The sequence below is a fragment of the Photobacterium jeanii genome, assembly GCF_001650345.1.
In the GTDB taxonomy this organism is placed as follows: domain Bacteria; phylum Pseudomonadota; class Gammaproteobacteria; order Enterobacterales; family Vibrionaceae; genus Photobacterium; species Photobacterium jeanii.
The window spans coordinates 356269-381084 of sequence record NZ_LVHF01000028.1 but is presented as its reverse complement, the minus strand read 5'-3'; the positions used below and the strand labels follow the sequence as shown (position 1 = coordinate 381084).

The window sequence follows — 24816 nt, the reverse complement described above, 5'->3', positions numbered from 1 at the left end:
TTCCTCAGCAAATAAATTAAGCTTCTGTTTTTTTATAAAGTTTGAACGTATTTTTCTTTCCGCTTTTTTCGTATTCAAGGTTGTCGGTTAATTGCACCACAATAATGAAACCTCGCCCTGACGTCGTCCATGTTTCTGGGTCTTCAGGATCTGGTTCAATAAAAGTGTTATTAATCGCTTTCTCGAATTCGTCATCAGTCATCGACTGACCGTAATCGGTAATTTCGATAACGAGTTCATTCTCTTTAATATAAGAAATCAGCTCGATGGGCTCACCTTCGGTTGACTGATAGGCGTGCTCATAAGCGTTGTTTACCAACTCCACTAAACAAAGCTCAATTTGCTCAATAACTTCTTCTTTAAGCCCAACATCTAACCAAAACGATTTCACATCTTCAGCCACATCTCGGGAGACTTCCAAAGAGCTCTGGTATTGTTTTGTAAAACGGTAATCAACAGTTTCCATCGAGCAGCTCCTTATTATTTCACTGTGGTGACTTCTTTTACCGGCTCAGTTTGCGGAATAAAGACACCTTGCCCCATATTTTGAGAGAGTAATGGTTGGCTCGTTCTACGATCTTTGAGCATGTGAATCGCATCCATCTCAACCAATGACTGAGTAAAACCATCATGGCTAATAAAGTAATCACCAAAGACCGTTTTATTTTCGACGAAAGCACTTCCAGAAATATGAATGTAGTCACTCACTAAACTCTGAGTAACCACTGCATTGGCTTCTACTTTACAGTTAGCGCCAATAACCGCAGGCCCTGTTATAGTGGCACCAGGTTGAATTTCACAGCCGCTACTAACAATCACAGGCGGCGTAATATTGCAGGCGTCAGGGTCAAATACTGTGTTAATGCCCACCCAAATTCCAGGTTTAACCTGTGTACCAGGAATCGGATAACCAGGTACTTTACCGTGAAGGATCTCGCTAGTTACGCCCCAAATATCGCTGATATTACCTACATCCAGCCACTGGAAGTCCATATTAGTAGCAAAGAAACGGATATTGTTTTCAACCAACGCAGGGAATAATTCACTACCAATATCGTACTCTTGTCCTGACGGGATAAAGTCGAAAATCGCAGGCTCAAAAATATAAATACCGGTGTTAATTTCAGTCGACAACGCTTCTTCTTGAGACGGTTTTTCTTGGAAACTGGTTACCTGACCATGCCCATCAGTCACGACGACGCCGTACTTGTTCACTTCGCTAATATCAACATTGCGCGTCACAATAGTGGCAATACCACCTTTTTCTTTATGGCGACGTACCGCTTCCGTCAGATCGAGATCAATCCACGCATCGCCACAGACCACAACGAAAGTTTCATCGAAGAACCCAGAAAAATCTTGGATTTTTCGCATCCCACCAGCCGAACCCAAGGCTTTACTAACAAACTTGCCATTAACCATCTCGCCTTCGTAAGAGTAAGAAAGCTGGACATTAAAATGGTGACCGTCAGCAAAGTAGTTCTCAATTACCTCTGCTAAGTGACTCGTATTCACTACAATTTTGTCGATGTTATGGGCAGCAAATAGCTGGATCATCGACTCCATTACAGGTTTACCCAATATAGGGATCATAGGTTTAGGGATTGTATGAGTAATGGGTTTTACTCGAGTGCCTTTCCCTGCGGCGAGGATCATTCCCTTCATAACTACTCCTTAAGCAACAGTCGCAACAGCATCTTCCACTGATTCATAGCTCGCAATTAACTTATCCATACGAGTTAGTTTTAGTAGTTCTTGCACTGCACGCTGTGGCTTAACCACACTGATTTTTTTACCTTTTAGCAATTTATAAGCAGCCATCACTGCACCTAAACCACTGCTATCCATAAAACGGACTTCACTCAGATCCAGTACTAGATGGCTATCAATTTCATTGGATTTTTCTTCAATAACAGCACGGAAAGCCGGTGCCAATTTGGCATCGAAACGTGACTCTTTTATTTGAAGAATTGTGCATTGACCCTGGTTGAAAACTTCGTATTGCATGCTTGTTCCCCTTCTGAATAACCTGTCCATTCGACTACGAGTACACTCACATCATCGTCAAACTGTTCACAGCGCTGCCAATCTCTCACGCGATTGACCAGCATTTCGGTTTGTACTGTTGTTGGATGATCTTTTATATCCATTACGGTTTGTCTAAAGCCTTCTTCTGAGAATTGCTCAGTCCCTTTTTCAGCTTCAGTAATACCGTCAGAATAAATCCAAATTTTGTCACCTGGCTCTAGCTGTAGTGATGCTGTTTGGTAATCAACAAAATCAAACGCCCCTACCACAAAACTATCTTGACCAATAAATTCAGCCTCACCTGTGGCAGCATGTAGCCATACCAAAGGCGGATGCCCTGCTATCGAGAATTTCATTTCGCCCGTTTTAGCGTTTAATACGGAATAAACCATGGTGAAATAAAGCAAGTTATGATCATCACTTAAATAAAGATCATTTAATTGCTTTAATACACTCGATGGCTGAGTGATTTGATAATAAGGAGGCTGATCTATCGACGATTTCACAATTGAGCCTTTACCTGAGTTAACGGCGATACTTTGCTGGACCGAAAACGACATCAAAGCCGATGACACCCCGTGCCCTGCAACATCAAGTAAATAAAAGCCAACATTGTCTTCATCAAGCTGCATGTAACCCAACATATCACCGCCAATTTGGGCACTCGGAATCGACACATAACTGATTTCAACACCCGATAACTTTCGCTCTGCCGGTAACAAACGTTTCAACATATCGCCTGCCGACTCCAAGTCTTTTTTCATGATGGCGTAAGCACTATCGAGCTGTTCATTTTTAGTCGTTATTTCATTATGAAGCGCTAAAGTACGAAAACCGGCTTTAATACGCGCTGCAATTTCATCAACATGGGTATCTTTCACTACGAAATCATCAGCACCTGCATTGATGCCGCTGATGATCGACTCTTGATCGTCTTTACCTGATAGCAACACAAAAAAGATATAGCGAGAATAATTGCCTGATTTAAGACGACGACAGAGTTCAATTCCATCCATTTCAGGCATCATCCAGTCACTTAAAACAAACTGGATATCTGGACATTCTTCTAATACATGCAGGGCTTGCGTGCCATCATTTGCAGTTGTGACTTTAAAGCCACGTTTGGAGAGTACACGCTCCATAAACATCAGCATGGTTCTGTTATCGTCTACGACAAGAATCTCATTCATTCAGAAACCACCATCTTTGCAATACCACACAAGTATAGACACCTTATTTCATATAAATCACTTGTGTCAACAAATCAAAAACATACCAATCACAAATCAAGTCTAGTAACTATTACTCCTCTAACCATAAATTCAGACAAAAACTTCTTGCACTGTGATTGATGTCATATAAAGGTATAATAAATGTTGTATTTTAGTACCTTACGACTACACACTGGCGATAATTCTAGGGAGAGAATATGCAAAAACCTTGCTTTATCGCCTGCCTTTGTTTAGCTGTGCCCCCCACTATTGCGAGTGAATACCTGTCTGAAACAGCCAAGCATGCTCCTGCCCCTGTTTCGCCAAATTTCAGTAAAGCGGCAGTTGTAGACAATAAAGATCAAGACGATCCATCAGAGTCAGAGTTGATCTGGAAAGGGGTAACGAGCTCATTTGATGTGCCCTTTGAAGAGTGGGCGGAACGTAGCGAAGATGACAGCTGGCTTAAAGGGCTAAGCGGCAACTTAGGGCTTGGTCATCCTTTACTTAAGACTGAAGCTGCCAACGTGCCAGCCAATGCAACCAATGGTCCAAGCAATAACAACACCATTGCTACCTTATCACTCAAATACGTGATTATTGGTAACTGGTTTGTTTCCGGCACGCTTTATTACTACTTCGATAAAGAACAACAACAGCCTTGGAATCCTGACTTTACCTATGTCTTTGGGTACAGCGATTGGCGTCCTTATACCTTTAGCTTATTGTATTCCAATTACGGTGGTAACCGCTTTAAAGCAACCGAAGAGCAACCTGTAACCAACTTCAATCAAGGTACATGGGCGCTAGGTTGGAAATTTCCAGTCACCAAGCCCGTTGTTGATTGGTTAACCTTTACCGATGATGGCGCTATTGGTTGCCAAGTTGACTTCAACTATACCCCTGAGTATTTCGACCTTGCCTCAACCAGTTATAAAAGTGGACACAAAACCCTAAGCCTTGGCTGTAAATACTCTATCGTCGGTAATTGGTATGTTAACGGTACTGCTTTCTATTATTTCGATAAATCGCAGCAACAACCTTGGAACCCTGATTTTACTTACGGCTTTGGCTACTTTGATTGGCGACCAGGTACTATCACTTTACAATACAATAACTACTCAGGTAACCGTTGGAACCCATCTCAGCGCGGCAAAGATACCGGGCGCTTTATTGATGGTTCTCTCACTCTTGCCTATTCCTTTTCTTTTTAGCTTCCTTTTACATTTCAGAGATATAAGCATCTCGTCAACTTTTCGCATTTTGCAAAAATTAGCAATGTATTTGTGTTCTTATTCCCATTTTGTGACCACGCCGTGTATCTAGAATTTATGATGGCAATGCCTAAAAACCCGTCTACCCTTGATATGAAACAGTGAATCTATGCTGCTGATTTCTTATCAAGCGTTGAATAACAACCAATTAGCCCTTGTTCAACCTTGCTTAAACCCTGAGTGAATTTCACTTCAGCAGGTGCATTCACAAACTTGGCACTCTTTATGCCATTAAGTAAATAAGCGACGTATCTAACGAACAATTTTCATATCAACCGATAACCGTCTGATTTGAACGAGGTGACTATGCAAGGGACTAAAGGAAACGACAAGGTCGTAGGAACGGAACAAGATGATGGCATTAGCGTTCTTTCAGGTAGCGATCAGGTCGAAGCTAAAGGTGGTGACGATTTTGTAGCGGGTGGCGAAGGTAGCGACAAAATCTCTGGTGGTAAAGGCAACGATACCATTTTTGGTGATGTTGAATACGGTGAAGAGCCACCAGCAGAACCCGCAAAAAGCGATGACTGGGGCGATTCTCAGACCGTCTATACCTATACCGCACCAGCTGAGCCGCAAGAGCAAATCACACACACAGCACGTATTGGCAACTATTTAGTTGACGGTACAGGCTCAATGACAACCAAGTTCACGGTTGATCCTAAGTACACCTCTGTGGTGGTGCAACTCACCGATCTTGAAGGCAAAGTGATCACCTCTGTTCCAGCAACAGTTTCAGAAACCGGTGAACTGGTTGTTGATATCACTTATACCTCAGAGCAAGTTGGCCCTGACCAAGAAGTTAATTTTAGCCTGGTTGACCCTGAAGGTAATCCTATCACCGATATTGAAGCGGTCGAATTTGTTGCTCATAACATCTATGACGACACCATTACTGGCGGTGAAGGTAACGATAGTCTATTTGGCCAACAAGGTTCAGATACCATTTATGGTGGCACAGGCGATGACTTCATCGACGGCGATATCAATGACGATAAGCTTTATGGTGACGAAGGTAACGACGTCATTATCGGCGGTAACGGTGATGACGAACTACATGGCGGCACAGGCGATGACACCTTACTAGGTAGTGACGGCAACGACACCTTGTATGGCGACGAGGGTAATGACTTACTCCTTGGTGAGCTAGGTGATGATGTTATTTACGGCGGTGAAGGTAACGATACACTGATAGGTGATGATGGTAACGACATCCTGTCGGGCGGCACAGGCGATGACAAACTCTTCGGCGGCTTAGGTACGGATATTCTGGATGGCGGCGAAGGCAAAGATGAAATCCACGGCGATGCGGGTGCCGATCAGATCACCGCAGGCGCGGGCGATGACTTCGTGCTTGGTGGCGAAGGTGCCGATACTATCGACGGCGGTGCCGACAACGACTTGCTCCTTGGTGGTGACGATAACGACACCATTGAAGGCGGCGAAGGTAACGATAGCGTCTTTGGTGAACAAGGTGACGATATTGTTTCTGGTGGCGCTGGCGACGATATGGTTTATGGCGGTGTTGGTAACGATACCCTAAGCGGCGGCGAAGGTAGTGACCAACTCTTTGGTGGCGAAGGTAACGATATTCTCGACGGTGGCGAAGGTAGCGACGTACTTCATGCCAACGAAGGTGACGACATCATCAAAGCTGGTAGTGGCGATGACTTTGTCTATGCCGGTGAAGGTGATGACCAAATCGAAGGTGGTGAGGGTCACGATACCATCTTTGGTGAAACAGGTAATAACACCGTTGATGCTGGTAGCGGCGACGACACCGTTTATACCGATGCAGGCAACGACAACATCACCACAGGCGATGGCCACGACACCGTATTTGCGGGTGCCGGTGATAACACCATTAACACCGGCTTAGACAACGATACGGTTTACGCGGCAGAAGGTAACGATACGATCGACAGCGGTGACGGTCACGATGTGGTTTACGCTGGCGATGGTGACAACACCATTACCGCAGGTGAAGGTAACGATAATATCTTCGCAGGTAGCGGCAGCGATACAGTGTATGCGGGCACAGGTGACGATAGCGTATTTACTGGTGATGGTGCCGATACCATTTATGCCAATGAAGGTGCCGACAAAGTTTACGCTGGTGCCGGTGATGACGTAATCGAAGGTCAACAAGGTAACAATGAGCTTTACGGCGAAGATGGTAATGACACCATTAACGCAGGTGTGAATGCGAGTGCCCTATACGGTGGCGCAGGCGATGATACGCTAACAGGCTCGAACGAATCCGATAGCTTACACGGTGGTGGCGACGACGATGTATTACTGGGTCACCAAGGTGATGACTTACTAGAAGGTAATAGCGGTGATGATGACCTTCAAGGTCATGAAGGACACGATACCCTACTCGGTGGCTCTGGCGATGATAAGCTCACGGGCGGCGAAGGTAACGATACCCTTGTTGGTGGTACTGGTAACGACACCATGCTAGGTGGTGAAGGCATTGATATTCTTGCAGGTGGTGAAGGCAATGACCACCTTGACGGCGGCGAAGGCATTAGCGAACTCTACGGTGATGCTGGTAACGATGTTCTGATCAGTGCTGATGAAAACGACATTCTAGGCGGTGGCGAAGGCGACGATACCATCACATCCAACGCTGGTGATGACATCATTTATGCTGGTGCGGGTACTGACACCATAGATGCCGGTGAAGGTAACGATACCATTTACGGTGAGTCCGGTAACAACACCATCACCGCTGGCACAGGTGCCGATACCATTTACGGCGGTATCAACAGCGATAAGATTGACGCTGGTGATGACAACGACATGATTTACGCTGGCGATGGCGCGGATACCATTATCGCAGGTGCTGGTGATGACCATATTGATGCAGGTAGCGGTAACGATGTCCTTGAAGGCGGCACAGGTAACGACGCCCTGTTTGGCGGTGATGGCGCAGATACCATGGTCGGCGGTGAAGGTTTTGACTTCCTTGCCGGTGGTGCGGGTAACGATACCCTAACCGATGACGGTCAAGATACCCTACTCGGTGAAGCTGGCGACGATACCTTGATTGCTGCGGCAACAGGTAGTCACCAAATTTACGGTGGCGAAGGTGATGATACCTTAATCGGCAGTGACGCAAGCGACACCCTCTACGGTGGAGGCGATGCTGATACCATTACTGGCGGAAAAGGTAACGATACCCTCTTTGCTGGTGAAGGTAACGATAAGGTGGACGCTGGCGAAGGCGATGACGTGGTCTACGGCGAAGCGGGTAATAACACCATAGATCTAGGTGAAGGTAACAACACCTTATTTGGCGGTAGCGGCAACGATACTGCAACCGCTGGTAGCGGAGACGACCTACTCTACGGCGCAGAAGGTAACGACAACCTTTCAGGTGGCGCTGGTGTTGACCAACTCGAAGGCGGCGCAGGTCACGATACCCTATCGGGCGATGACGGTGATGACTTACTGCTTGGTGGAGATGGTGACGATACCCTACTCGGTGGCGAAGGTGCCGATAAACTATTTGCAGGCTTAGGCGATGACACCCTGTCTGGCGGCGCTGGTAAAGATGAACTTCACGCAGAAGCAGGTAATAACACACTATCTGGCGGTGATGATGACGATACCTTGTATAGTGGTTCAGGCAACGACATCTTACGTGGCGATGACGGCGATGACCGTCTTGAAGGCTTTGACGGCAACGATACCCTTGAAGGTGGGCTTGGCGACGATACCTTAAATGCGGGCGCAGGTAATGACAGCCTAGATGGCGGCGAAGGCGATGATATTCTTACCGCTGAGTCTGGTAACAATACGCTAAGTGGTGGTCTTGGTAATGACACCTTAGAAGCTGGTGCAGGCAACGATATTCTCGATGGTGGTGAGGGTAACGATGACCTCAATGCAGGTGCGGGTGATAACACCCTAACAGGTGGATTAGGTGACGATACCCTAACTGCCAGCGGTGGTGATGATAAGCTCTACGGTGGCGACGGCGCTGACACCATTAATGCAGGTGACGGTAACAATACCCTTGAAGGCGGTGAAGGCAACGACAAACTGTACGCAGGTAGCGGCAACGATACCATCAAAGGTGGCACAGGTAATGACTATATCAGTGCTGGCGATGGTGCTAACCAAGTCTCTGGCGAAGAAGGTAACGATACCATTTACTCTGGCAGTGGTAGTGACCAACTCGACGGTGGTATTGGCGATGATTACCTCAATGCAGGTGCCGGTGACGATACCCTAACCGGTGGCGAAGGAAACGATAAGCTCTACGCAGGTAGCGGTAATGACGTGCTGGAAGGCGGTGAAGGTAACGATAAACTGTATGGTCAAAACAATGATGACCAACTTACAGGTGGTCTGGGTAACGATAGTCTCTATGGTGGCTCAGGCAACGATACCTTATACGGCAACGAAGGTGCTGACTTTATCAAAGGGGATGGCGGCAACGACGTGATCTTCGCTGGTGTCGATAACGATACCGCTAAAGGTGGTAGCGGCAGCGATGTCATCTACGGTGAGCAAGGTGACGACAAACTCTATGGTGATAGTGGCAACGACAGCATCTATGGTGATGTAGGTAATGACATTATCGACGGTGGCACTGGCGATGACACCTTATCGGGCGGTGAAGGCAACGATACCATTACAGGTGGTGATGGCAGCGACAACATTGATGGCGGTGTTGGTGACGATACCCTTTCAGGTGGCGAAGGTAACGACTTAATCTTCGGCCAAGCTGGCAATGATACCCTAGATGGTGGTGACGGCGTTGACCAACTCTTTGCCGGTGCTGGTAACGATACCTTAGTGTTCGATAAAGACGATATCGACCAAACCGATGGTGTTACAGTTCACTTCAGTGGTGGTGAAGGCTTCGACTTACTTTCTGTTGGCAGCGATGGCGATAGCCAAATCATCGACATGACGCAAACGGCTTACCAAGAAATAGAAGGGGTCGTGGTTAACGCTAGCGATGCTGAGCTTAAAATTGCGCTCGACAAGGTACTAAGCAATGAAACTGCAGGTGAAGCCAACGGACAATTTGTATGTTCAGGTGCTGAAACACTGGATCTGCAAGGCTTTGGTTGGACCCTAGACAGCAGCAATGCCAGCATGAACAGCGATTTGAAAGCGGCCTACGAAGCCCAAAATATCGATGTCGAGTCACTCACTGGTTACACCTTTAGCAACGCTGAAGGTAAAGAAGTTACCATTTGGAGTGACAGCGACAGTGCCAACATTAGCTTCAATGACAACGATATTTAATCGCGCTACCTGTTACTAAAACAAACGCCGATGCATAATGCATCGGCGTTATTTTTTATATCAGCGATAAAAAGTGATATCCAGCTACAAAACCTGATCCGTGCTGTTAGCACTAATCGGGTTTCACGCGAGTAACAGCAGAACCAATAGTAAAGCGGATCTTCGATAACTCTTTTTTAAACGCGGCTTTATCATCTAAATACGCCATCGCATCATCTAAAAGATCATCAGATACTAGCTCAGTAAAGGTCACATCTCGCGCCGTTTTCACCACGCCAACAGCGGGTGAGTACCAAAACTGGCTATTTACTGCCAAAGTATCTGGCTTGTGACCTTCACAACTTAATTGATACTTGTAGCTCACATCGACAGGCACAGCTTCAAAACTGGTATCTCGCACTTTTAGCAACTCAGGTTGCGAACGTGGGCTAAAAGTCTTTTCAACCCGATATTCACACTGGCTCGCTAATTGCGCTTGAGTGGCGGTATCGACATCAACCCCTTGTAACGTTTCATGGAATGAGAAACCAATCGGGAATAAACCTTCGTAATCAATCAAAGCCGAAACTGAGCGACTAAACGCATCATCAGCAAAATCATCATCCGTGATCACATCAGCATCAAGCGCGTTCACTAAACGAGTCACAGGGAAAAGTAAGGTTTCCTTTTGCTTCTGCGCCAAGCTAATTACCTCAGATAGCGGTAAGTCATAACTTGCGGTGAAGCTCATTCCTTCTTTTAGCGTTTGATAACGGGTTGGGAACATCATTTCAGCTCCAAGGCCATCATGATGTAAGTTCATTACCCAACGGGCACCATTCTCTTGAGTGTCGTAGACAAAGAAATAACGAGTTGTACCGCCAACCTCCTGACCAAAGTGCACCTTAAATTGATACAAGTGGCGATTGTTAGAGTTTAGAGGCTCTTCAAACACATCATCGTAGCGGCTTGCTGCTGCTAATGTGCTGGCTTTCGTTACTCGCTTAAAATCAGATACGGTCGTTTTTTGGTAGAAACGAAGCTGCTTATCAAACTGAATATAAGGCTGGATCGTTACACTCTCAAAACGATCCGGTGTAAAGCGAGTCGATAAAGAATAATCTGCATCACCCAGAATACGATCATTCAATGGCGTTGATGTACTACACCCCGCTAATAGTAAAGCACACCCTAATAATGCATAACGCATCGTATTCACCTAAAACAAAATCAAGCCGTCCAGTATACCCTTTTTAGGCTATTGATAATCATAAAAATTACATTTAAAGACAAACATAAACTAAAAAAATGAACCGTTTTTAAGGATTTCACCTCATCGCTTAGTAAATAGTTGCTCGCCCCATTTCCAAGCCCATACAAATACCAATAGCACCTCAACTATTCGGTAAAGACATAGACTGTACTAAGCCTGAAAAGTGCCCGACTAATGACAAAAAAATCACACATAAATACAAACACCGCCTCAAATATGAGGCGGTGGAAGAAACAGCTTAGCCCTGATAAGTCGGGTTAATATGCATTATTCTTTCAAACATAACCGACGATTTTGAGACGTAATTTGGCTATCGTTTGAAATAACGTAAAAGTAATACTCTTGTTTCATCTCATATTTTTGAATGAAAGTGCGGATATGGTTAAGCACACTCTTCGCTTCGTTATAGCGATATAGATAGTCTTTATCGCACTCATTCACCACATTCAAATCCACTCGCAAACTATTAAACTGTGCCATCAACTTGTCGATGCGCTTTTCATTTTCAACTTCAAGCGCAGAACTTGCGTAAAGCTTATCAAACTCAGCTTTTTTCTTTTCCCACTCACTCACATCGCCCATTTTTGATTTCACAGCCGCTTCTTGTGCCGCTAGCATTTGTTTTTCTTGGGCGAGCGCTTGTTCGCTAGAGCGTAAACGTGCTTTCTCTCTTTTTAGTTGGGAAGATAAATTGCGCTGGTAAGTTGATTTAGTCACCTTCAATTGCTTATCACGATCAGCTAGCAATCCTGTTAAGCGAGTGACTTCTTCATCTAATAAGCTCATTGATAAGTTTTGATCTGCAAGTAACTCTCCTGCGGTACTGATATCCGCTTTCAGAGCAACTTGCTGTTGTAGCTGATCATCTAGCTCAACCAACAACTCATTAATCTGAGTGCGCTGATTAAAAATCACCTGCTCCTGCGCAAACCAATCTGCCTGCAACTTTTGATGCTGCCAGTATTGCCAAGCAATCACGCTCATCAAAGACATTACAGCGACAACGACAGCTAACACACCAAGTTGCAATCTAAGTAACGGCACAGTTATCTGTGACTTTCTCGTTTTCAGCGGCTGATTCAGCAGTTCGCTAGCCTCTGCCGCCGACGATGACAATTCAGCAGATGGCTTGCGGGTTCTTTTCGTTTTTTTTGTCATATTGATCTTCCCTACGCAACGCACATTACCTTTTCACGGCATTTCGGGCAGTAATAGGAACGTTTATGGATTTGCGCTTGGCAGAATGGACACGTGATATGGCGGCGGTCTTTGCTCATACACAGTAGCAAGACCCCAATAGGCCCTAACACATAACCCAGTAACACCCCAGCGACTAGGTTGCCCTTGTAATAGCCAATAGCAATGGCGAGTAAAAAGAAAAACAAATAAAAACATAACCAAAAAACAATCATGGTCAGACTCCTTCCTACGACTCTCTGAATGCGCGATAGTAAGAACTAAACAAAGGTGCGGTGAGGTATTCCCACATAGTTTGACTTTCCAACAAAATAAAGACCTCTGTTGGCATACCTGGGTATAGCTCGACACCTTCAAGACGGCTCACTTCGTTTTTATTCAGCTTAACCTTCACTAAATAGCCCGTTTGCTGAGACTCTTTTTTCGGCAGTAATCGGTCAGCAGCCACATACACCACTTCACCTTGCACAGGTGGAGTGCGGCGAATATTAAAGGCGCTTAACCTAACCTTGGCTTCCAAACCTTGATGAACCACATCAATATCTTCAGGCTTTACTAGAGCTTCAACAATCAATTCATCACTATCTGGAACAATTTCCATCATCACATCGCCCGCATTAACCACTCCACCTACGCTGTGAACATTCAACCCCACCACAGTGCCGTTATGCTCACTACGGATCGTCACGCGCGAGCGTACATCGGTTGCTGCGGTTAGTGCCTGCTTCACATCACGCAGCTCTTTATCGGTTAGCTCTAGTTGAGCGGTGACCGTTTGTTGCAGCTCTATTGTTTCGGTTTCATAGTCTTGCTCCAACGACACAAGCTGACGTGCTAAGACTTCGCGCTCAGAGTCCAATTCAGCAATTTGCGCTTCAATGCTGGCTTGATGACGTTGCAACTCCAGCATTCGGGTCTTAGCAACAAAACCCTTTTTCAATAATCCAGCAGTCATTTCTATTTCTTGTTTCACAAGATCTAGCTGACGACGAATCGCTCGTAATTGAAATTTCGTACCACGTAGCTGTTCATCAAGTAACAATTTACGCTGTTCAAACTGACCAGAGCGTAAATCATCACGAAGCGAAGCTTGTTGAAACTGCATCTTATGGGTGTTGATGATATTGCTGAGCTCAATGTCATCCAACTCTTGGCTGATTGGCATACTTTGCACCTGCCAAATCACCTCTTTGCGTTTGTTTAACTCTGCATCTAAACGGTCACGCTGTGATTGCAGTGACACTGCGCGTAAAATCAAACGGCGAAAATCGGCTTCAGCCTTACTGTTAGCAAGCTCAAGTAGCACCTCGCCCGCTTTCACATGTTGCCCTTCGCTCACATAAATGGCTTTAACCCAGCCGCCTTGTAAGTGCTGAACTTTTTTACGTTGCGATTCAACAACGAGCGTACCCGAGGCAATGGAGGCAGAATGCAATTTAGCCGTCACGGCCCAAGTCACAAAGACGCCAACCGTTAAGGCAATAAATAAGCAACCAAAAACGATAATGCGCTTAGTATCAAAAGTCTGCTTATCCATGAGCGCCTCCTGATTGCGCAACTGCCGCTACTTTTTGCGCCGTTTTAGTGTCACCAGGTTTGGTGTTCGCGGATGATGACGGCACTTGAGCTAACTCAGATTTGCCATCCACTTCAGACATCGCACCCAAGAACTTGTCGCAAGTACCAGCTTTTTCAATCTTGCCGTCTTTAAGCACAATCACCCAATCCATCTGACGCAAGAACCCCGGACGGTGACTGATCATCACCACGGTAATTTTGTTTTCTTTGCAATATTGCAGCACGATAGCAAGGGCAACTTCCCCTTCAGGGTCGAGATTTGAGTTCGGCTCGTCTAACACCAATACGCTAGGGTTTGAGAAAATAGCGCGAGCCAAACCAATACGCTGCTTCTGCCCACCAGATAGCTGCATGCCCCCTTCGCCAAGGTAGGTGTCATAGCCTTTAGGTAAAGAGATAATTAACTCATGGATACATGCCAAACGTGCGGCATGAATAATTTTATCGGCGGGTGCATTACTAAAGCGGCAGATGTTCTCAGCGACGGTTCCGGCAAGTAATCCAACCTCTTGCGGCAAGTAGCCGATGTGGCGACCAAACTGCTCCTCAGGCCACAACTCTATTGCCGCTCCATCGATCTTGATCGTACCCATCGACGGTTTGTGGATCCCCATGATCAAAGCCGCTAACGTAGATTTACCAGAGCCGCTATTCCCCATGATCGCCAGTGCATTCCCAGCCCCTAATTTGAAACTGATATTTTGTAGTACAGGCTCTTTCTGACCATCAAACTTAAGCCCAACATGCTTAAGCAGTAGTTCACCTTTAGGTTCTGGTAGTTCGGTTTGCGCCTGCGCCTCTTTGCTGCACTCCATGTTTTTTAATCTTTGATATGCCTGATAGGCGCTATACCAACCTTTCCAGCCACTCACCGCTTGTTCAAACGGTGACAACACCCTCGCCATCAAAATCGAGCTCGCAATAATCGCCCCCGTACCAATCTGTTGCTCAAGTGCCAACATCACCCCCACAGTCAAGATGATCACCTGAAGCAGAGTGCGGAAAAAACGGCTAATCGCCAGTAACTGACCTGTACGCGAATTGACCTTCCATTGCAGATTCAACAACTCGCTGTTGCGGTTATTCCAAATATTGCCAATGCTGTCTGCCATCCCCATCGCACGAAGCATCGGGGCATTACGTAGATAGTCATTTAACTCCATACTGGTTTTGGCTGCTAAGTCTTGAGAATGCCCGCTGGGTTTACGTGCTGCATACATCATCAATATCGACAGAACCGAAAAAATCAAACTGCCGACCAATGCCACGGCACCGATATAAGGGTGTAATAAGAAGAGAATAAGAAGGAAAACAGGCACCCAAGGAATATCAAAGATCGCAGAAGTCGAAGGGGTAACCAAAAAATTGCGCAGTTCAGCGAGATCTTGCAAGCCTCTCTTTTGAATTCGATTCTGTTGCGATGACATGCGCACGCTATCTGCCAGCAATGCTGGGCTGAGCGACACATCTAACTTCAAACCTGACTTTTGCAACAGCTGGGTACGAATATGCTCAATGACCGCTTGTGCCACCAGCAATAAAACAGCAATGCTGAGCAATGCAAATAAGGTATCAAAACTTGAACTGCTGAGTACGCGATCAAACAACTGCAAGCTGTATATAGGAAGCGTTAGTACCAAAAAGTTGATCGACAAACTGAATAAAGCCACAAAGGCAATATCCTTTTTGCAATCAGCAAACGCATTCTGTAATTGGGTGAGCAGCAAGGTCCTTCTCCATACTCCACTAGTGTTATATGAAGTATAGACATCAATGCTGCTCTGTTAGGTTTTTTAGATAACGGATTATCACTAAATTAGTTGAAATAGCTCACTTATTTCATAACCCGCTGCTTGTTCACGGTGGCTTTCTTTAATAATCCAATTAAGGGGATGACGAACCCAAGGCTGTGGATCGTCTTCAGGAAAACCTGCCACACAACGTAACCCAACTACCTGCCAGCCAAGCGCTTCGCAAGTCGCGATACAACGTTGAGCATGCCATGCTTGCGCGACCACAATCACTTTTCGCTTATCTGTCATCATCATCGCTGAACGTGCGACATCTGTCGTCGTTTGGTATTGCTGCGCAGCAATTGAGAATACCGGATTATTTGCCGCCTGAGCGTGAGCGAAAATTTCTTGCTGCATTAACACAGGCATATTGGGCTTTTGCGCCGCACACTGCTGAGCTACATGCTGCAATTCCCGATTAACCGAAGGAGCATCGCCAAAGGAAAACGCTAACACGGCATCAGCTTGCTGAACATCACCGTATGGCTCAAGGAAAAGTGACGCTTGCGCGAGATAGTCTTTTACACGTAATGCGGAAGTACGCGGTAGAACATAGCTTCGTGAAGCAAAACTTACGTCTAATTGTTCGCTGGCTTGCAGCGTAAGCGTGTCGTCACCAATGATGACGCGATGAGGAAATTCAGAGTGAAACTCTACGATATGAGGTGCAGTCACAGATATAGCCTTTAATTCAGATTACATCCCTGACGAATACACAGTATCCCTGTCTAAAACGTGAACATTATATCGAATTATACCAAGCGCAAAAGTGAAGCTTTGATGATATTTCTCATATTCTCAAAATTGATGCAAACCTAACTATCAGTACTTTAAGTTACAGGTTCACACCCTCGCAAGCTTAACTTGATTTAGCGTTTATTTAACATATAGTTAGGGGACAACGCTGTATGCAACTTGAGCATATCATCACAACGCTGGTACGTATTAATCTTAAACACCATGATGACGCTGTTACTCACCGACACTTGCCAACACATATTGCCTCGTCTCTGGCAAGGCTTGTTAGCGGCTTGTTTATTATCCGTCAGCCACCTTGCTTTCGCGCAAACAGCAACATCAGAGAGCTCAGCCACAGAGCAAACAGCACAACCTGAAGCGCCGAGTTTTTTTGGCGGACGTGCCGTCACTCAAGCGCAAGATAACAGCGAAGCGCCTGTTATCGAGTTTCAGCGTCGTAGTATTGCGCCTGCTATTCCAGTAGAACTTCCCACCAAAACAGCGCAACTACAGCAAAAAAACAAAACCATTAACCCACTCACGGCCGAGCCCGAAGGGAGTGCGATTGAACTCAGCCGTGAAGATCTATTACTACTTAAAAAAGCCCGCTATTACATCGACCGTAATTGGAACGACAACACTGGGCTCATTGATTCCGTTCAAGGTTATTCTCATGCGACCATGTGGGATGTTGGCAGCAGCATAGGTGCCATACTAGCGCTAGAGCATTTGGGGCAATATAACGAAGAAAAAGCCAATGCCATGCTAGAGAAAACTATCGCAACCTTGGCAAGCTTCCCACTCTATCGCGATAAACTCCCAAACAGACAGTACAACACAAAAACGGGTAACCCCTCGGGCTCTTACAGCACGAATAGCACTAACGGCGATGGGTGGTCGGCACTCGATATTGGTCGCCTGCTTATTTGGTTAACCATCACTGCCGAGTACAAACCCGAACTTAAACCCAAGATCACCGCTTTGCTAAGTACGTGGGATCTTGAACGCTCGGTCTATAAAGGCACCTTGTACGGTGAGCAAAAATACAAAAGTTCGACCTCCTATCGTCAAGAAGGTCGCTTAGGCTATTTGCAATATGCAGCGCAAGGTTTCGCGATGCAGCACCTCAACGTTGATGAAGCTCTTGGTCCTAAATACAGTCAACAAGTGTTCGTTGATGATTATTTGCTGTTCATTGATATTCGCAATCTGCCCTACTTCACCACAGACCCTTATGTTCTTCAGGCAATAGAACTCGGCAGCCACGATGTTTGGTGGAATCAATTAGATTCACTTTATGAAGTTCAACGAGACCGGTATGACCATACTCGAAAACTGACCATCTTTGCGGAAGATTCGTTAAGCCAGCGCCCTTGGTTTGCTTATAACAATGTTCATTTTTATGGCAAAAATTGGCTTAGCACCTCAGCGGGGGGGAAACCCATAGAAAATGGACAAATGTTCAGTAATAAAGTCGCCTTTGGCTTAAGTATGTTGTTTAAAGACAGTTTCAGCCGTCTGCTTTACAACACTGTCGTTAATAACAGTGTCGATCACCGCTCTATTCCTACTGGGCTATACAAACCAAACTCGCCCAATACTGCCTATAACATCAATACCAACTCACTTATTTTGGTTTCGCTCTGGTACAAAAAGCGCGGTTACCGTCCTATTTGGCGTTACGAAGCGCCCCTCCCACTCAGTGAATCAGAACTGGCTAAATCCAATAAATAGCTAACAAGCAGAAGGGCGAAATATGACTTCTATCAAGCCAAATATCAAAAGTTCAGTTTGTCTTATGGATGATACAGGCTTAAGCACTTAGGTGATTAATCACGCTGCTAGACTCAATTTACGCCCTTAACAACTTGATGCAGTAATATGTTAACTATTAAAAAATTCACGCCTTTGGCGATCCTTGCTTGCGCGCTACTTTCACCATCACTTTTTGCGGCTAAAAAAGCCACAACCTCTAACACCAATAATTTTGCCGATCCTATGACGAGTCTCGATGATAGCTTATGGTGGAAATCAGACGGATGGAGCAATGGCTTTCCATTCGTGAACCGCTGGGAAGGTGAAGCCATTACCTTTAGCGAAAATGAAGGTATGGCAATTTCACTATCAAAAAATCCATTGCCAGACCAAAGCAGCGAATTCCAGTCAGGGGAATTAAGAAGCCATAAATTCTATCGCTATGGCTGCTTTGAAGCAGAAATGAAACCAGTTAAAGAATCTGGTGTAGTGAGTGCATTCTTCTTATTTGCTGGCCCTTACGACAAAGACGAAAACAGTAATGGCATGCACAATGAAATCGACATCGAGTTCTTAGGGAATAACACCAATATGATGCAGATTAACTTCTGGACTAACGATGATCGTTACACCAGCAGTAATGAAAAACTGATATTCCTAGACTTTGATGCTTCAGAAGATTTCCATCGCTATGGCATTAAATGGACCCCAAAAGCCATTAAGTGGTATGTGGATGGTCAGCTAGTTTATGTTCAGCGTAATAATCCGAACAATCCGACACCATCAGCTGATGACTCAACCCTTCGGATTATGGCAAATGTATGGCTAACCGATTCGCATATTTCAAATTGGGCGGGTGAGTACGACGATCGCGGACAAACATCAACTGCTTATTTCCGTAATATCAGCTACACCCAAGGCAAGCACTGTACGATTGAGTAAGCAATATCAGTAAAGCTTGATACGGACAATTCGCATCACTTCAAACTCGAACCCTGCCACCTTTTCGCTTTCTGGGTAGTAAGTAATATTCACTTTCTGCCCAGTAAGCGATTTGTATTTCTTTTTGCGCCGGAATTTGAAAGGCACATCGCAATCTTCAATCATTAACGTATGTAACACCCAATCATCTTCATCACGCTGAGTGTGCGATGTCACTGTCTTACCGTCTGAATGAATGAGTTCTTGATGCTTGGTCAGTAACTTATCAACTGGTGATTTCATTGAGCTTTCTCATTTCGATTGTTACCGCTCATGTTATCACTTTTAAGACAGCCATTGGCGATGCTTCGCTATACTAAGAAATGTTGCAACTCGTTCCCTTAGGTCTTGCTTCTTGTCTTACCCAGTCTGTTTTGCAAAATCAGGCTTACGAGTAAACCTCTAATGAACCCGCTAAACGCGGGTTTCATTTTGTTAGTATTAAGAGTTTTGCTTAACGCCCTTAACCAAAACTCTTTCTACTCCAACACAATCAAGTTCAACACCATCAAGAGTTTACTTTTGCAACTAGGCATTCTAGTTACCATTTACACATTGCAAGCAGAGTGCCAAGTTTCAGATACAAAAACAGAGAGCCGAAGCTCTCTGTTATTTCTTAGCCGTTCTTAGGGCTCATGTGAGCCTAGCCCTTAGAACGATAAGAAAATTCCTGCGATTGTTGCGCTCATTAGGTTCGCTAATGTTGCTGCAAAAATTGCTTTAAAGCCAAGACGAGCAATATCAGGACGACGGCTAGGTACAACGCCACCTAAACCACCCATTAACATTGCAATTGAAGTTAGGTTCGCAAAACCACATAGTGCGAAAGTCACTACAGCTTGCGAGTGTTGGCTTAGCTGCTCTTTCACTGCCATTAGGTCAGCAAAAGCAACGAATTCATTCACTGCAATCTTCTTACCAATTAGGCTAGCCGCTACAGTAGCTTCAGACCACGGCACACCGATCAACCATGCTACTGGTGCAAATAAGTAACCGAAGATCAGCTCAAGGCTTAGTTCTTCAAGACCAACCCAGCTACCAACATGGGCTAGACCGCCATTGATCAAAGCGATCAAACTGATGATTGCTAGCAAACTTGCGCCAACAGCCATTACGATTTGTAGACCACCCAATGCGCCACGCGTAGCTGCATCAATGATGTTTACAGGTTCGTCTTCGTCTTCATCTGATGCAGATTGATTATCTTCATCAATCGCTTCAGTTTGAGGTACAAGGATCTTAGCCATCATCAAACCAGCCGGTGCTGACATGAAACTTGCTGCCACTAGGTAGCTGATCTCGACACCTAGACCAGCGTAGCCCACCAAAGTACCACCAGCAACTGATGCCAAACCACCAACCATCACAGCAAATAGCTCTGAGCGGCTCATTTTTGCTAGGAAAGGACGAACAACCAAAGGCGCTTCTACTGAACCAACAAAGATGTTCGCTGTTGCCGACATAGATTCTGTACGGCTAGTTCCTAAAACGCGTTGCAACATGCCACCAATAGTGCGGATCACAAAACCCATCACGCCAAGGTAGTAAAGCACTGAGATCAACGCTGAGAAGAATACGATTGTTGGCAATACGTTCACGGCAAAGATAAAGCCAAGTTTGAACTGTGCCAATTCACCAAATAGGAATTCTGTACCAATGCGACCGTAGTCGATGATACCGGAGACTGCATTTGAAACGCTGTTTAGGATTTCACGCCCAACAGGTACGTATAGGATGAAACCAGCAAAAACCAATTGGATAGCAAAAGCACCACCCACGGTACGCCAGTTAATTGCACGACGGTTTTCAGAACATAGGATTGCAACCGCAAACAGCGTAAATACGCCTAAAATGCTGACCAGATAATTCACAGGTCATTCTCCACTGAAGTTGTTTGGTAAACGATTGCGGAGGCATTCTATTCATAAATAAAAGTGTGACAAGGTTCAAAATGTTACACACATTTACAGTTTTGATACACAAAAACGTAATCTTGGTTCTTTTATCAGCAAAGCAAACGAAAATAACCCCATTGGTTCCTATAGGGGATACTATTGTCCCCACCAGTGACAATCATCACTGGTAGTTATCGATTGCTTGCTGAAATTTGCATCATGTGGCGGGTGTTTTTTCATCCTAACAAGACGAAAATTTTACGTGTTGACGGACGAATTCGATAAAGGCATTTACTTTCTGAGGCAGAAATTTATACCTTGGGTAGACTGCGTAAAGCGGCATGTGCTGCGTTAGTTTCCAATCCGGTAATAACCTTACTAACTTACCTTCACTAAATTCTTTATTAATAAGGTAAGTTGCCAGATAACCAATACCGTTCCCCGTTAAAGTCGCATCTAGAATCGCATCAGCGGAATCAACCCGAAAGTTACCCTTCACTTTTAAATGCAAATCTTGATCTTCTTTTTGGAAACTCCACACATTATCTTTTCGTTCGCGGCTGTGGTAAGTAATACAGTTATGCTGACTAAGATCTTGTGGTTCGTAAGGCACGCCATGACGTGCAAGATAATCAGGGCTTGCCACCAGCACGAACTCACAATCCGCCAAGTGACGCGCGACAAAACCATCTGGTGGTGAGTCTGTCATACCAATCCACAAATCTAACTGCTCTGCGATCATGTCAATTCGATGATCGAACAAGCTCAATTCAAGATCCAGTTGCGGATAGCGTTGGTGAAATTCCGAAATATAGGGCGCTATATGATGACGGGCAAACGACTGAGCGATACCCACACGTAACAACCCCTGCATATTATCGGTAGCGTCAAACAGTTCGCTTTCCGCCTCGTTAATTTCATCAACCATTTTGGCGCAATGGGCAGCAAAGCGTTGTCCTTCTTCGGTTAAAGAGAATGAACGCGTTGTTCGTTGCACAAGCTGAACACCTAAGCGTTCTTCAAGCTGTTGAATCTGCTTACTCACTTGAGTTCGCGAAATATCCAGCAACTGGGCAGCTTTAGTAAAGCTCTTCTGCTTAGTCAGTGCATTAAACACTATCATCTGCTGGGCTTTTTTAATCATTGTTATGTTCCTAGGCTTTCAAGCGCTTAGTGTCTAATAATTTTACACTCTCGCCTATTTTCCTTTCTATTTAATTTTTAATTTGTTTAAAAACAAAGCATTAAAAATATGGCATACACCTTGTATTAGTCAGTTTATAACTCATAGAGAAACAAGCTAAGGAAGGTACACCATGTCTATTCAATCAAAATTAGTTAAATCATTAGCATTAGCAGCAACGCTTGGGGCTTCAACTTCTGCACTTGCAGGTCCAATTCAAGTCGATACTTGGTATGAGTTCCTTTTCTCAGGTCCAGGTTCATCAGCAACCGCATGTGGTGGTTGTGTACCTAGCACTGGCACGCCAACAACCTTTGCCGATGCACCACCATGGACCTTCACATCAACCGGTGGCCAAGGTTTTACCGTCGTTGATGCATTCGCTCGTGGTGACAGTTTTAGCGTCTTTGACTTTGGTACTCTACTGTTCTCTACACCAAGTGTCGCTGATACTGGCGGTTGTGGTAATGACCCTGAAGTGTGTTTAGCTGACCCATTAGTAAGTAGCAATCGCGTCATTCTAGATGCAGGTCAGCACTCTATCACAATCGTCGCGAATGAAAGTCCATTTGGCGGCGGTGCTGCTTATTTCCGCTGGGATGTGCCGGAGCCAACATCAATGCTACTACTTGGTAGCGGTTTACTAGGGTTAGGCTTTATCCGTCGTCGCAAACAAGCGCAAGATGTATAACCAGTAATCAACCACTTTAAAAGACAAAAAAATACCGAACCTAGGTTCGGTATTTTCTTTGTTGAGACTAACTTAGCTTTTGAACGCTATACAGAGTGTTCTTTTACTGATTACAGTTTAAAGAATGACAGCTGTTGTTTCTGCTGCTCAGCAAGTTGCGATAGTTCCGCACTTGCTTGCGCACTTTGACTGATACCCGCCACGTTCTGATTGATAATCTCAGACATGTTCGTCACGTTACGGTTGATATCTTGTGTCACTTGCGACTGTTGCTCTGCAGCGGTTGCAACTTGCGTGTTCATATCGCTGATTTCAACAACTGATTCAGTAATACCGATCAGCGCATCGTTAGCTTGGTTAGACAACGCTTGGTTACGCTGCAGCATCTCAAGGCTCTGCTGCATGCTTTCGTTCGCATTACCAGATTGAGATTGAAGCTCTTCAATAATGGCTTGGATTTCTTGAGTAGAAGACTGCGTTCTTGCTGCAAGCATACGAACTTCATCCGCAACTACGGCGAAACCACGACCAGACTCACCAGCACGCGCAGCTTCAATAGCAGCATTAAGTGCCAGCAGGTTAGTTTGCTCTGAAATACTACGGATAACTTCAATCACTTTGCTGATTTGCTCTGATTGATCTTTCAGACGTGTTACCACACCCGCCGCTTCTTCCAAAGTGTTAGACATTTGCTGACTAGCGGCATTGCTTTGCTCGAAGATGCTTAGACCTTCTTTCGCTAGATCATCAGTTTGCTTCGCGGTTGCATCTGCAGTCGTTGCGTTATCGCTCACGTTATCAGCAGTGCTTGATAGCTCGTTCACAGCAGAAGCAACTTGATCAATTTCGTTCAATTCTTGCTGTGCGTTCGCTTCAGATTGCGTCATTACCGCAGCAAGCTCTGTTGAAGCAGAAGCTACGTCTTCACTGATACGAATTAAGGCGTCAACCGTGCTGTGTAGCTGAGTCACTGTAGAGTTAACGTCAGCACTTAGTTGAGCAATTTCGTTTTCGCCGTCTTGGTCAGCTTTAACACGTAGGTTACCGCCAGCCACTTCACGCATTACCGCTTGAAGCTTAGTGATTGGGTTAACGATAAGACCTGATAGCCACCATGCTGCGAAAATCGCAAGAATAAATACAGCAATGATCGCGATAGACGCATTTAGCATTACAGATGCATTAGCTGCTGCACTATTCGCCATGCTGCGCTGACCGTAGTCATTCACATCTTTTGATAAGCGGTTAATGCTTTCAACCATCGCATTACCAACTGAACGGTAACGAGTGATGAATTGATCAAATTCGGTTTGAGACACTTCACCTGCGTCGAAACGGTTAAGCAATGTTACCGCTTGACGTGAGAAGTTGATGTAGTCATTGATAGATTTTTTAACGGCTGCAGCGTCTTCACGAAAATCAGCCACTGTTTCTACTACTTTTAAATCTTCAGCAATTTTAGCTGCCGCTGTATTTAGCTCAGATTGGAAAGAGTCACGACGCGATGAATCGTAGATCGCGTAAACCGCACTAATTCGTAGTGGGTAAACCTGATCATCAATATTCGCTAAAGTATCTTTATAAGTGATAAGTGAGTTAGTGCTCGCTGTAACAGCGGCTTGTTCATCTTCAAGCTTTGTTTTGGTAAAGAGTAAAGACAAGAACAGAACAACGGCCATCAATAGCACAGGTAGCAATACCTGCATGCGTATTGACAGATTTTTCAAAGAAAACTGCATCAAAAACCTCAATATAACTAGCTGCTTATTTCATGTGCGACGTGAATTAATTGTTATTTAAATCGCAATCCGTCGGATATTATCCTTGATTAACCCCATTAAAGGTAGATCTAGATCACACTAATTTTTCGCAATAAAGCAAAAAAGTTAATCAAATTTAGAACTAATCACAGTCAAAAAAATGACAGCACTACACTAAAAACTAGGCTCTGGGAATATTCCCATTGCATACC

Annotated in this window: 19 protein-coding genes; 5 read left to right on the top strand and 14 right to left on the bottom strand. The window is 45.0% G+C overall.

Annotated features, from left to right (window positions below):
• Positions 1 to 16 precede the first annotated feature (16 nt).
• The 4 genes from A3K86_RS14660 to A3K86_RS14645 are packed head-to-tail and all read right to left on the bottom strand — an operon-like array spanning position 17 to position 3218.
• The gene (locus tag A3K86_RS14660; RefSeq protein WP_068332483.1) at positions 17 to 466 is read right to left on the bottom strand and encodes an ATP-binding protein; all 450 of its coding nucleotides are present in this window, start codon (positions 464 to 466) and stop codon (positions 17 to 19) included.
• A gap of 14 nt (positions 467 to 480) precedes the next feature.
• Complete coding sequence (locus A3K86_RS14655) at positions 481 to 1665, bottom strand: sugar phosphate nucleotidyltransferase (RefSeq protein ID WP_084406625.1); 1185 nt, start codon at positions 1663 to 1665, stop codon at positions 481 to 483.
• A gap of 9 nt (positions 1666 to 1674) precedes the next feature.
• Positions 1675 to 2007, bottom strand: coding sequence for an STAS domain-containing protein (locus A3K86_RS14650; RefSeq protein ID WP_068332481.1), 333 nt, complete (start codon positions 2005 to 2007; stop codon positions 1675 to 1677).
• Positions 1959 to 3218: a PP2C family protein-serine/threonine phosphatase gene (locus A3K86_RS14645; protein ID WP_068332472.1), complete on the bottom strand. Its 1260-nt coding sequence runs from the start codon at positions 3216 to 3218 to the stop codon at positions 1959 to 1961. The genes A3K86_RS14650 and A3K86_RS14645 overlap by 49 nt, the downstream gene beginning before the upstream one ends.
• A gap of 239 nt (positions 3219 to 3457) precedes the next feature.
• Between A3K86_RS14645 and A3K86_RS14640 the strand changes: the two genes are divergently transcribed.
• Together A3K86_RS14640 and A3K86_RS14635 are read left to right on the top strand one after the other, a co-directional pair.
• Positions 3458 to 4453 (top strand): hypothetical protein, encoded by a 996-nt coding sequence (locus A3K86_RS14640; protein WP_068332469.1) that lies wholly within the window; start codon positions 3458 to 3460, stop codon positions 4451 to 4453.
• Positions 4454 to 4819: 366 nt separating this feature from the next.
• Positions 4820 to 9781 carry a beta strand repeat-containing protein gene (locus tag A3K86_RS14635; protein WP_068332466.1) on the top strand — a complete coding sequence of 1654 codons (4962 nt, stop codon included), beginning with the start codon at positions 4820 to 4822 and terminating at the stop codon, positions 9779 to 9781.
• A gap of 112 nt (positions 9782 to 9893) precedes the next feature.
• On the opposite strand, the gene A3K86_RS14630 is transcribed toward A3K86_RS14635, so the two are convergent.
• The 6 genes from A3K86_RS14630 to A3K86_RS14605 all read right to left on the bottom strand — a co-directional run bounded on the left by A3K86_RS14630 (position 9894) and on the right by A3K86_RS14605 (position 16276).
• Positions 9894 to 10970 (bottom strand): hypothetical protein, encoded by a 1077-nt coding sequence (locus A3K86_RS14630; RefSeq protein WP_068332464.1) that lies wholly within the window; start codon positions 10968 to 10970, stop codon positions 9894 to 9896.
• A gap of 330 nt (positions 10971 to 11300) precedes the next feature.
• Entirely contained in the window at positions 11301 to 12191 is an 891-nt protein-coding gene (locus A3K86_RS14625; protein ID WP_068332462.1) for a hypothetical protein, read from the bottom strand.
• An 11-nt stretch (positions 12192 to 12202) separates the two neighbouring features.
• Positions 12203 to 12445, bottom strand: a complete 243-nt coding sequence (locus A3K86_RS14620) for a hypothetical protein (RefSeq protein WP_232322003.1) — start codon at positions 12443 to 12445, stop codon at positions 12203 to 12205.
• 14 nt (positions 12446 to 12459) lie between these two features.
• The gene (locus tag A3K86_RS14615) at positions 12460 to 13767 is read right to left on the bottom strand and encodes an HlyD family type I secretion periplasmic adaptor subunit (protein ID WP_068332460.1); all 1308 of its coding nucleotides are present in this window, start codon (positions 13765 to 13767) and stop codon (positions 12460 to 12462) included.
• Positions 13760 to 15478 carry a type I secretion system permease/ATPase gene (locus A3K86_RS14610; protein ID WP_232322002.1) on the bottom strand — a complete coding sequence of 573 codons (1719 nt, stop codon included), beginning with the start codon at positions 15476 to 15478 and terminating at the stop codon, positions 13760 to 13762. Before A3K86_RS14610 ends, A3K86_RS14615 begins: the two co-directional genes overlap by 8 nt.
• Before the next feature lie 141 nt (positions 15479 to 15619).
• Entirely contained in the window at positions 15620 to 16276 is a 657-nt protein-coding gene (locus tag A3K86_RS14605; protein WP_068332454.1) for a hypothetical protein, read from the bottom strand.
• 240 nt (positions 16277 to 16516) lie between these two features.
• Here A3K86_RS14605 and A3K86_RS14600 point away from each other — a divergent pair, with 240 nt between their 5' ends.
• Together A3K86_RS14600 and A3K86_RS14595 are read left to right on the top strand one after the other, a co-directional pair.
• Positions 16517 to 18073 carry a DUF3131 domain-containing protein gene (locus A3K86_RS14600; protein ID WP_146145586.1) on the top strand — a complete coding sequence of 519 codons (1557 nt, stop codon included), beginning with the start codon at positions 16517 to 16519 and terminating at the stop codon, positions 18071 to 18073.
• Between the two features lie 147 nt (positions 18074 to 18220).
• The gene (locus A3K86_RS14595) at positions 18221 to 19036 is read left to right on the top strand and encodes a family 16 glycosylhydrolase (RefSeq protein WP_068332452.1); all 816 of its coding nucleotides are present in this window, start codon (positions 18221 to 18223) and stop codon (positions 19034 to 19036) included.
• A gap of 6 nt (positions 19037 to 19042) precedes the next feature.
• Here A3K86_RS14595 and A3K86_RS14590 read toward each other — a convergent pair whose 3' ends face one another.
• The 3 genes from A3K86_RS14590 to A3K86_RS14580 all read right to left on the bottom strand — a co-directional run bounded on the left by A3K86_RS14590 (position 19043) and on the right by A3K86_RS14580 (position 22114).
• On the bottom strand, positions 19043 to 19318 hold the full coding sequence (locus tag A3K86_RS14590) for a hypothetical protein (protein WP_068332450.1): 276 nt from the start codon (positions 19316 to 19318) through the stop codon (positions 19043 to 19045).
• Positions 19319 to 19725: 407 nt separating this feature from the next.
• The gene (locus A3K86_RS14585) at positions 19726 to 20946 is read right to left on the bottom strand and encodes a NupC/NupG family nucleoside CNT transporter (RefSeq protein ID WP_068332448.1); all 1221 of its coding nucleotides are present in this window, start codon (positions 20944 to 20946) and stop codon (positions 19726 to 19728) included.
• Positions 20947 to 21211: 265 nt separating this feature from the next.
• Positions 21212 to 22114 (bottom strand): LysR family transcriptional regulator, encoded by a 903-nt coding sequence (locus A3K86_RS14580; protein WP_068332446.1) that lies wholly within the window; start codon positions 22112 to 22114, stop codon positions 21212 to 21214.
• A gap of 172 nt (positions 22115 to 22286) precedes the next feature.
• On the opposite strand from A3K86_RS14580, the gene A3K86_RS14575 reads away from it, so the two are divergent.
• Positions 22287 to 22844, top strand: coding sequence for a PEP-CTERM sorting domain-containing protein (locus A3K86_RS14575; RefSeq protein WP_068332443.1), 558 nt, complete (start codon positions 22287 to 22289; stop codon positions 22842 to 22844).
• Positions 22845 to 22954: 110 nt separating this feature from the next.
• Here A3K86_RS14575 and A3K86_RS14570 read toward each other — a convergent pair whose 3' ends face one another.
• Positions 22955 to 24583, bottom strand: a complete 1629-nt coding sequence (locus A3K86_RS14570; RefSeq protein ID WP_068332441.1) for a methyl-accepting chemotaxis protein — start codon at positions 24581 to 24583, stop codon at positions 22955 to 22957.
• Between the last annotated feature and the right edge of the window lie 233 nt (positions 24584 to 24816).

Coding starts and splice junctions, on each gene's coding strand:
- A3K86_RS14660 (WP_068332483.1), bottom strand. CDS start 466: ATGGAAACTGTTGATTACCGTTTTACAAAACAATACCAGAGCTCTTTG.
- A3K86_RS14655 (WP_084406625.1), bottom strand. CDS start 1,665: ATGAAGGGAATGATCCTCGCCGCAGGGAAAGGCACTCGAGTAAAACCC.
- A3K86_RS14650 (WP_068332481.1), bottom strand. CDS start 2,007: ATGCAATACGAAGTTTTCAACCAGGGTCAATGCACAATTCTTCAAATA.
- A3K86_RS14645 (WP_068332472.1), bottom strand. CDS start 3,218: ATGAATGAGATTCTTGTCGTAGACGATAACAGAACCATGCTGATGTTT.
- A3K86_RS14640 (WP_068332469.1), top strand. CDS start 3,458: ATGCAAAAACCTTGCTTTATCGCCTGCCTTTGTTTAGCTGTGCCCCCC.
- A3K86_RS14635 (WP_068332466.1), top strand. CDS start 4,820: ATGCAAGGGACTAAAGGAAACGACAAGGTCGTAGGAACGGAACAAGAT.
- A3K86_RS14630 (WP_068332464.1), bottom strand. CDS start 10,970: ATGCGTTATGCATTATTAGGGTGTGCTTTACTATTAGCGGGGTGTAGT.
- A3K86_RS14625 (WP_068332462.1), bottom strand. CDS start 12,191: ATGACAAAAAAAACGAAAAGAACCCGCAAGCCATCTGCTGAATTGTCA.
- A3K86_RS14620 (WP_232322003.1), bottom strand. CDS start 12,445: ATGATTGTTTTTTGGTTATGTTTTTATTTGTTTTTCTTTTTACTCGCC.
- A3K86_RS14615 (WP_068332460.1), bottom strand. CDS start 13,767: ATGGATAAGCAGACTTTTGATACTAAGCGCATTATCGTTTTTGGTTGC.
- A3K86_RS14595 (WP_068332452.1), top strand. CDS start 18,221: ATGTTAACTATTAAAAAATTCACGCCTTTGGCGATCCTTGCTTGCGCG.
- A3K86_RS14590 (WP_068332450.1), bottom strand. CDS start 19,318: ATGAAATCACCAGTTGATAAGTTACTGACCAAGCATCAAGAACTCATT.
- A3K86_RS14580 (WP_068332446.1), bottom strand. CDS start 22,114: ATGATTAAAAAAGCCCAGCAGATGATAGTGTTTAATGCACTGACTAAG.
- A3K86_RS14575 (WP_068332443.1), top strand. CDS start 22,287: ATGTCTATTCAATCAAAATTAGTTAAATCATTAGCATTAGCAGCAACG.
- A3K86_RS14570 (WP_068332441.1), bottom strand. CDS start 24,583: ATGCAGTTTTCTTTGAAAAATCTGTCAATACGCATGCAGGTATTGCTA.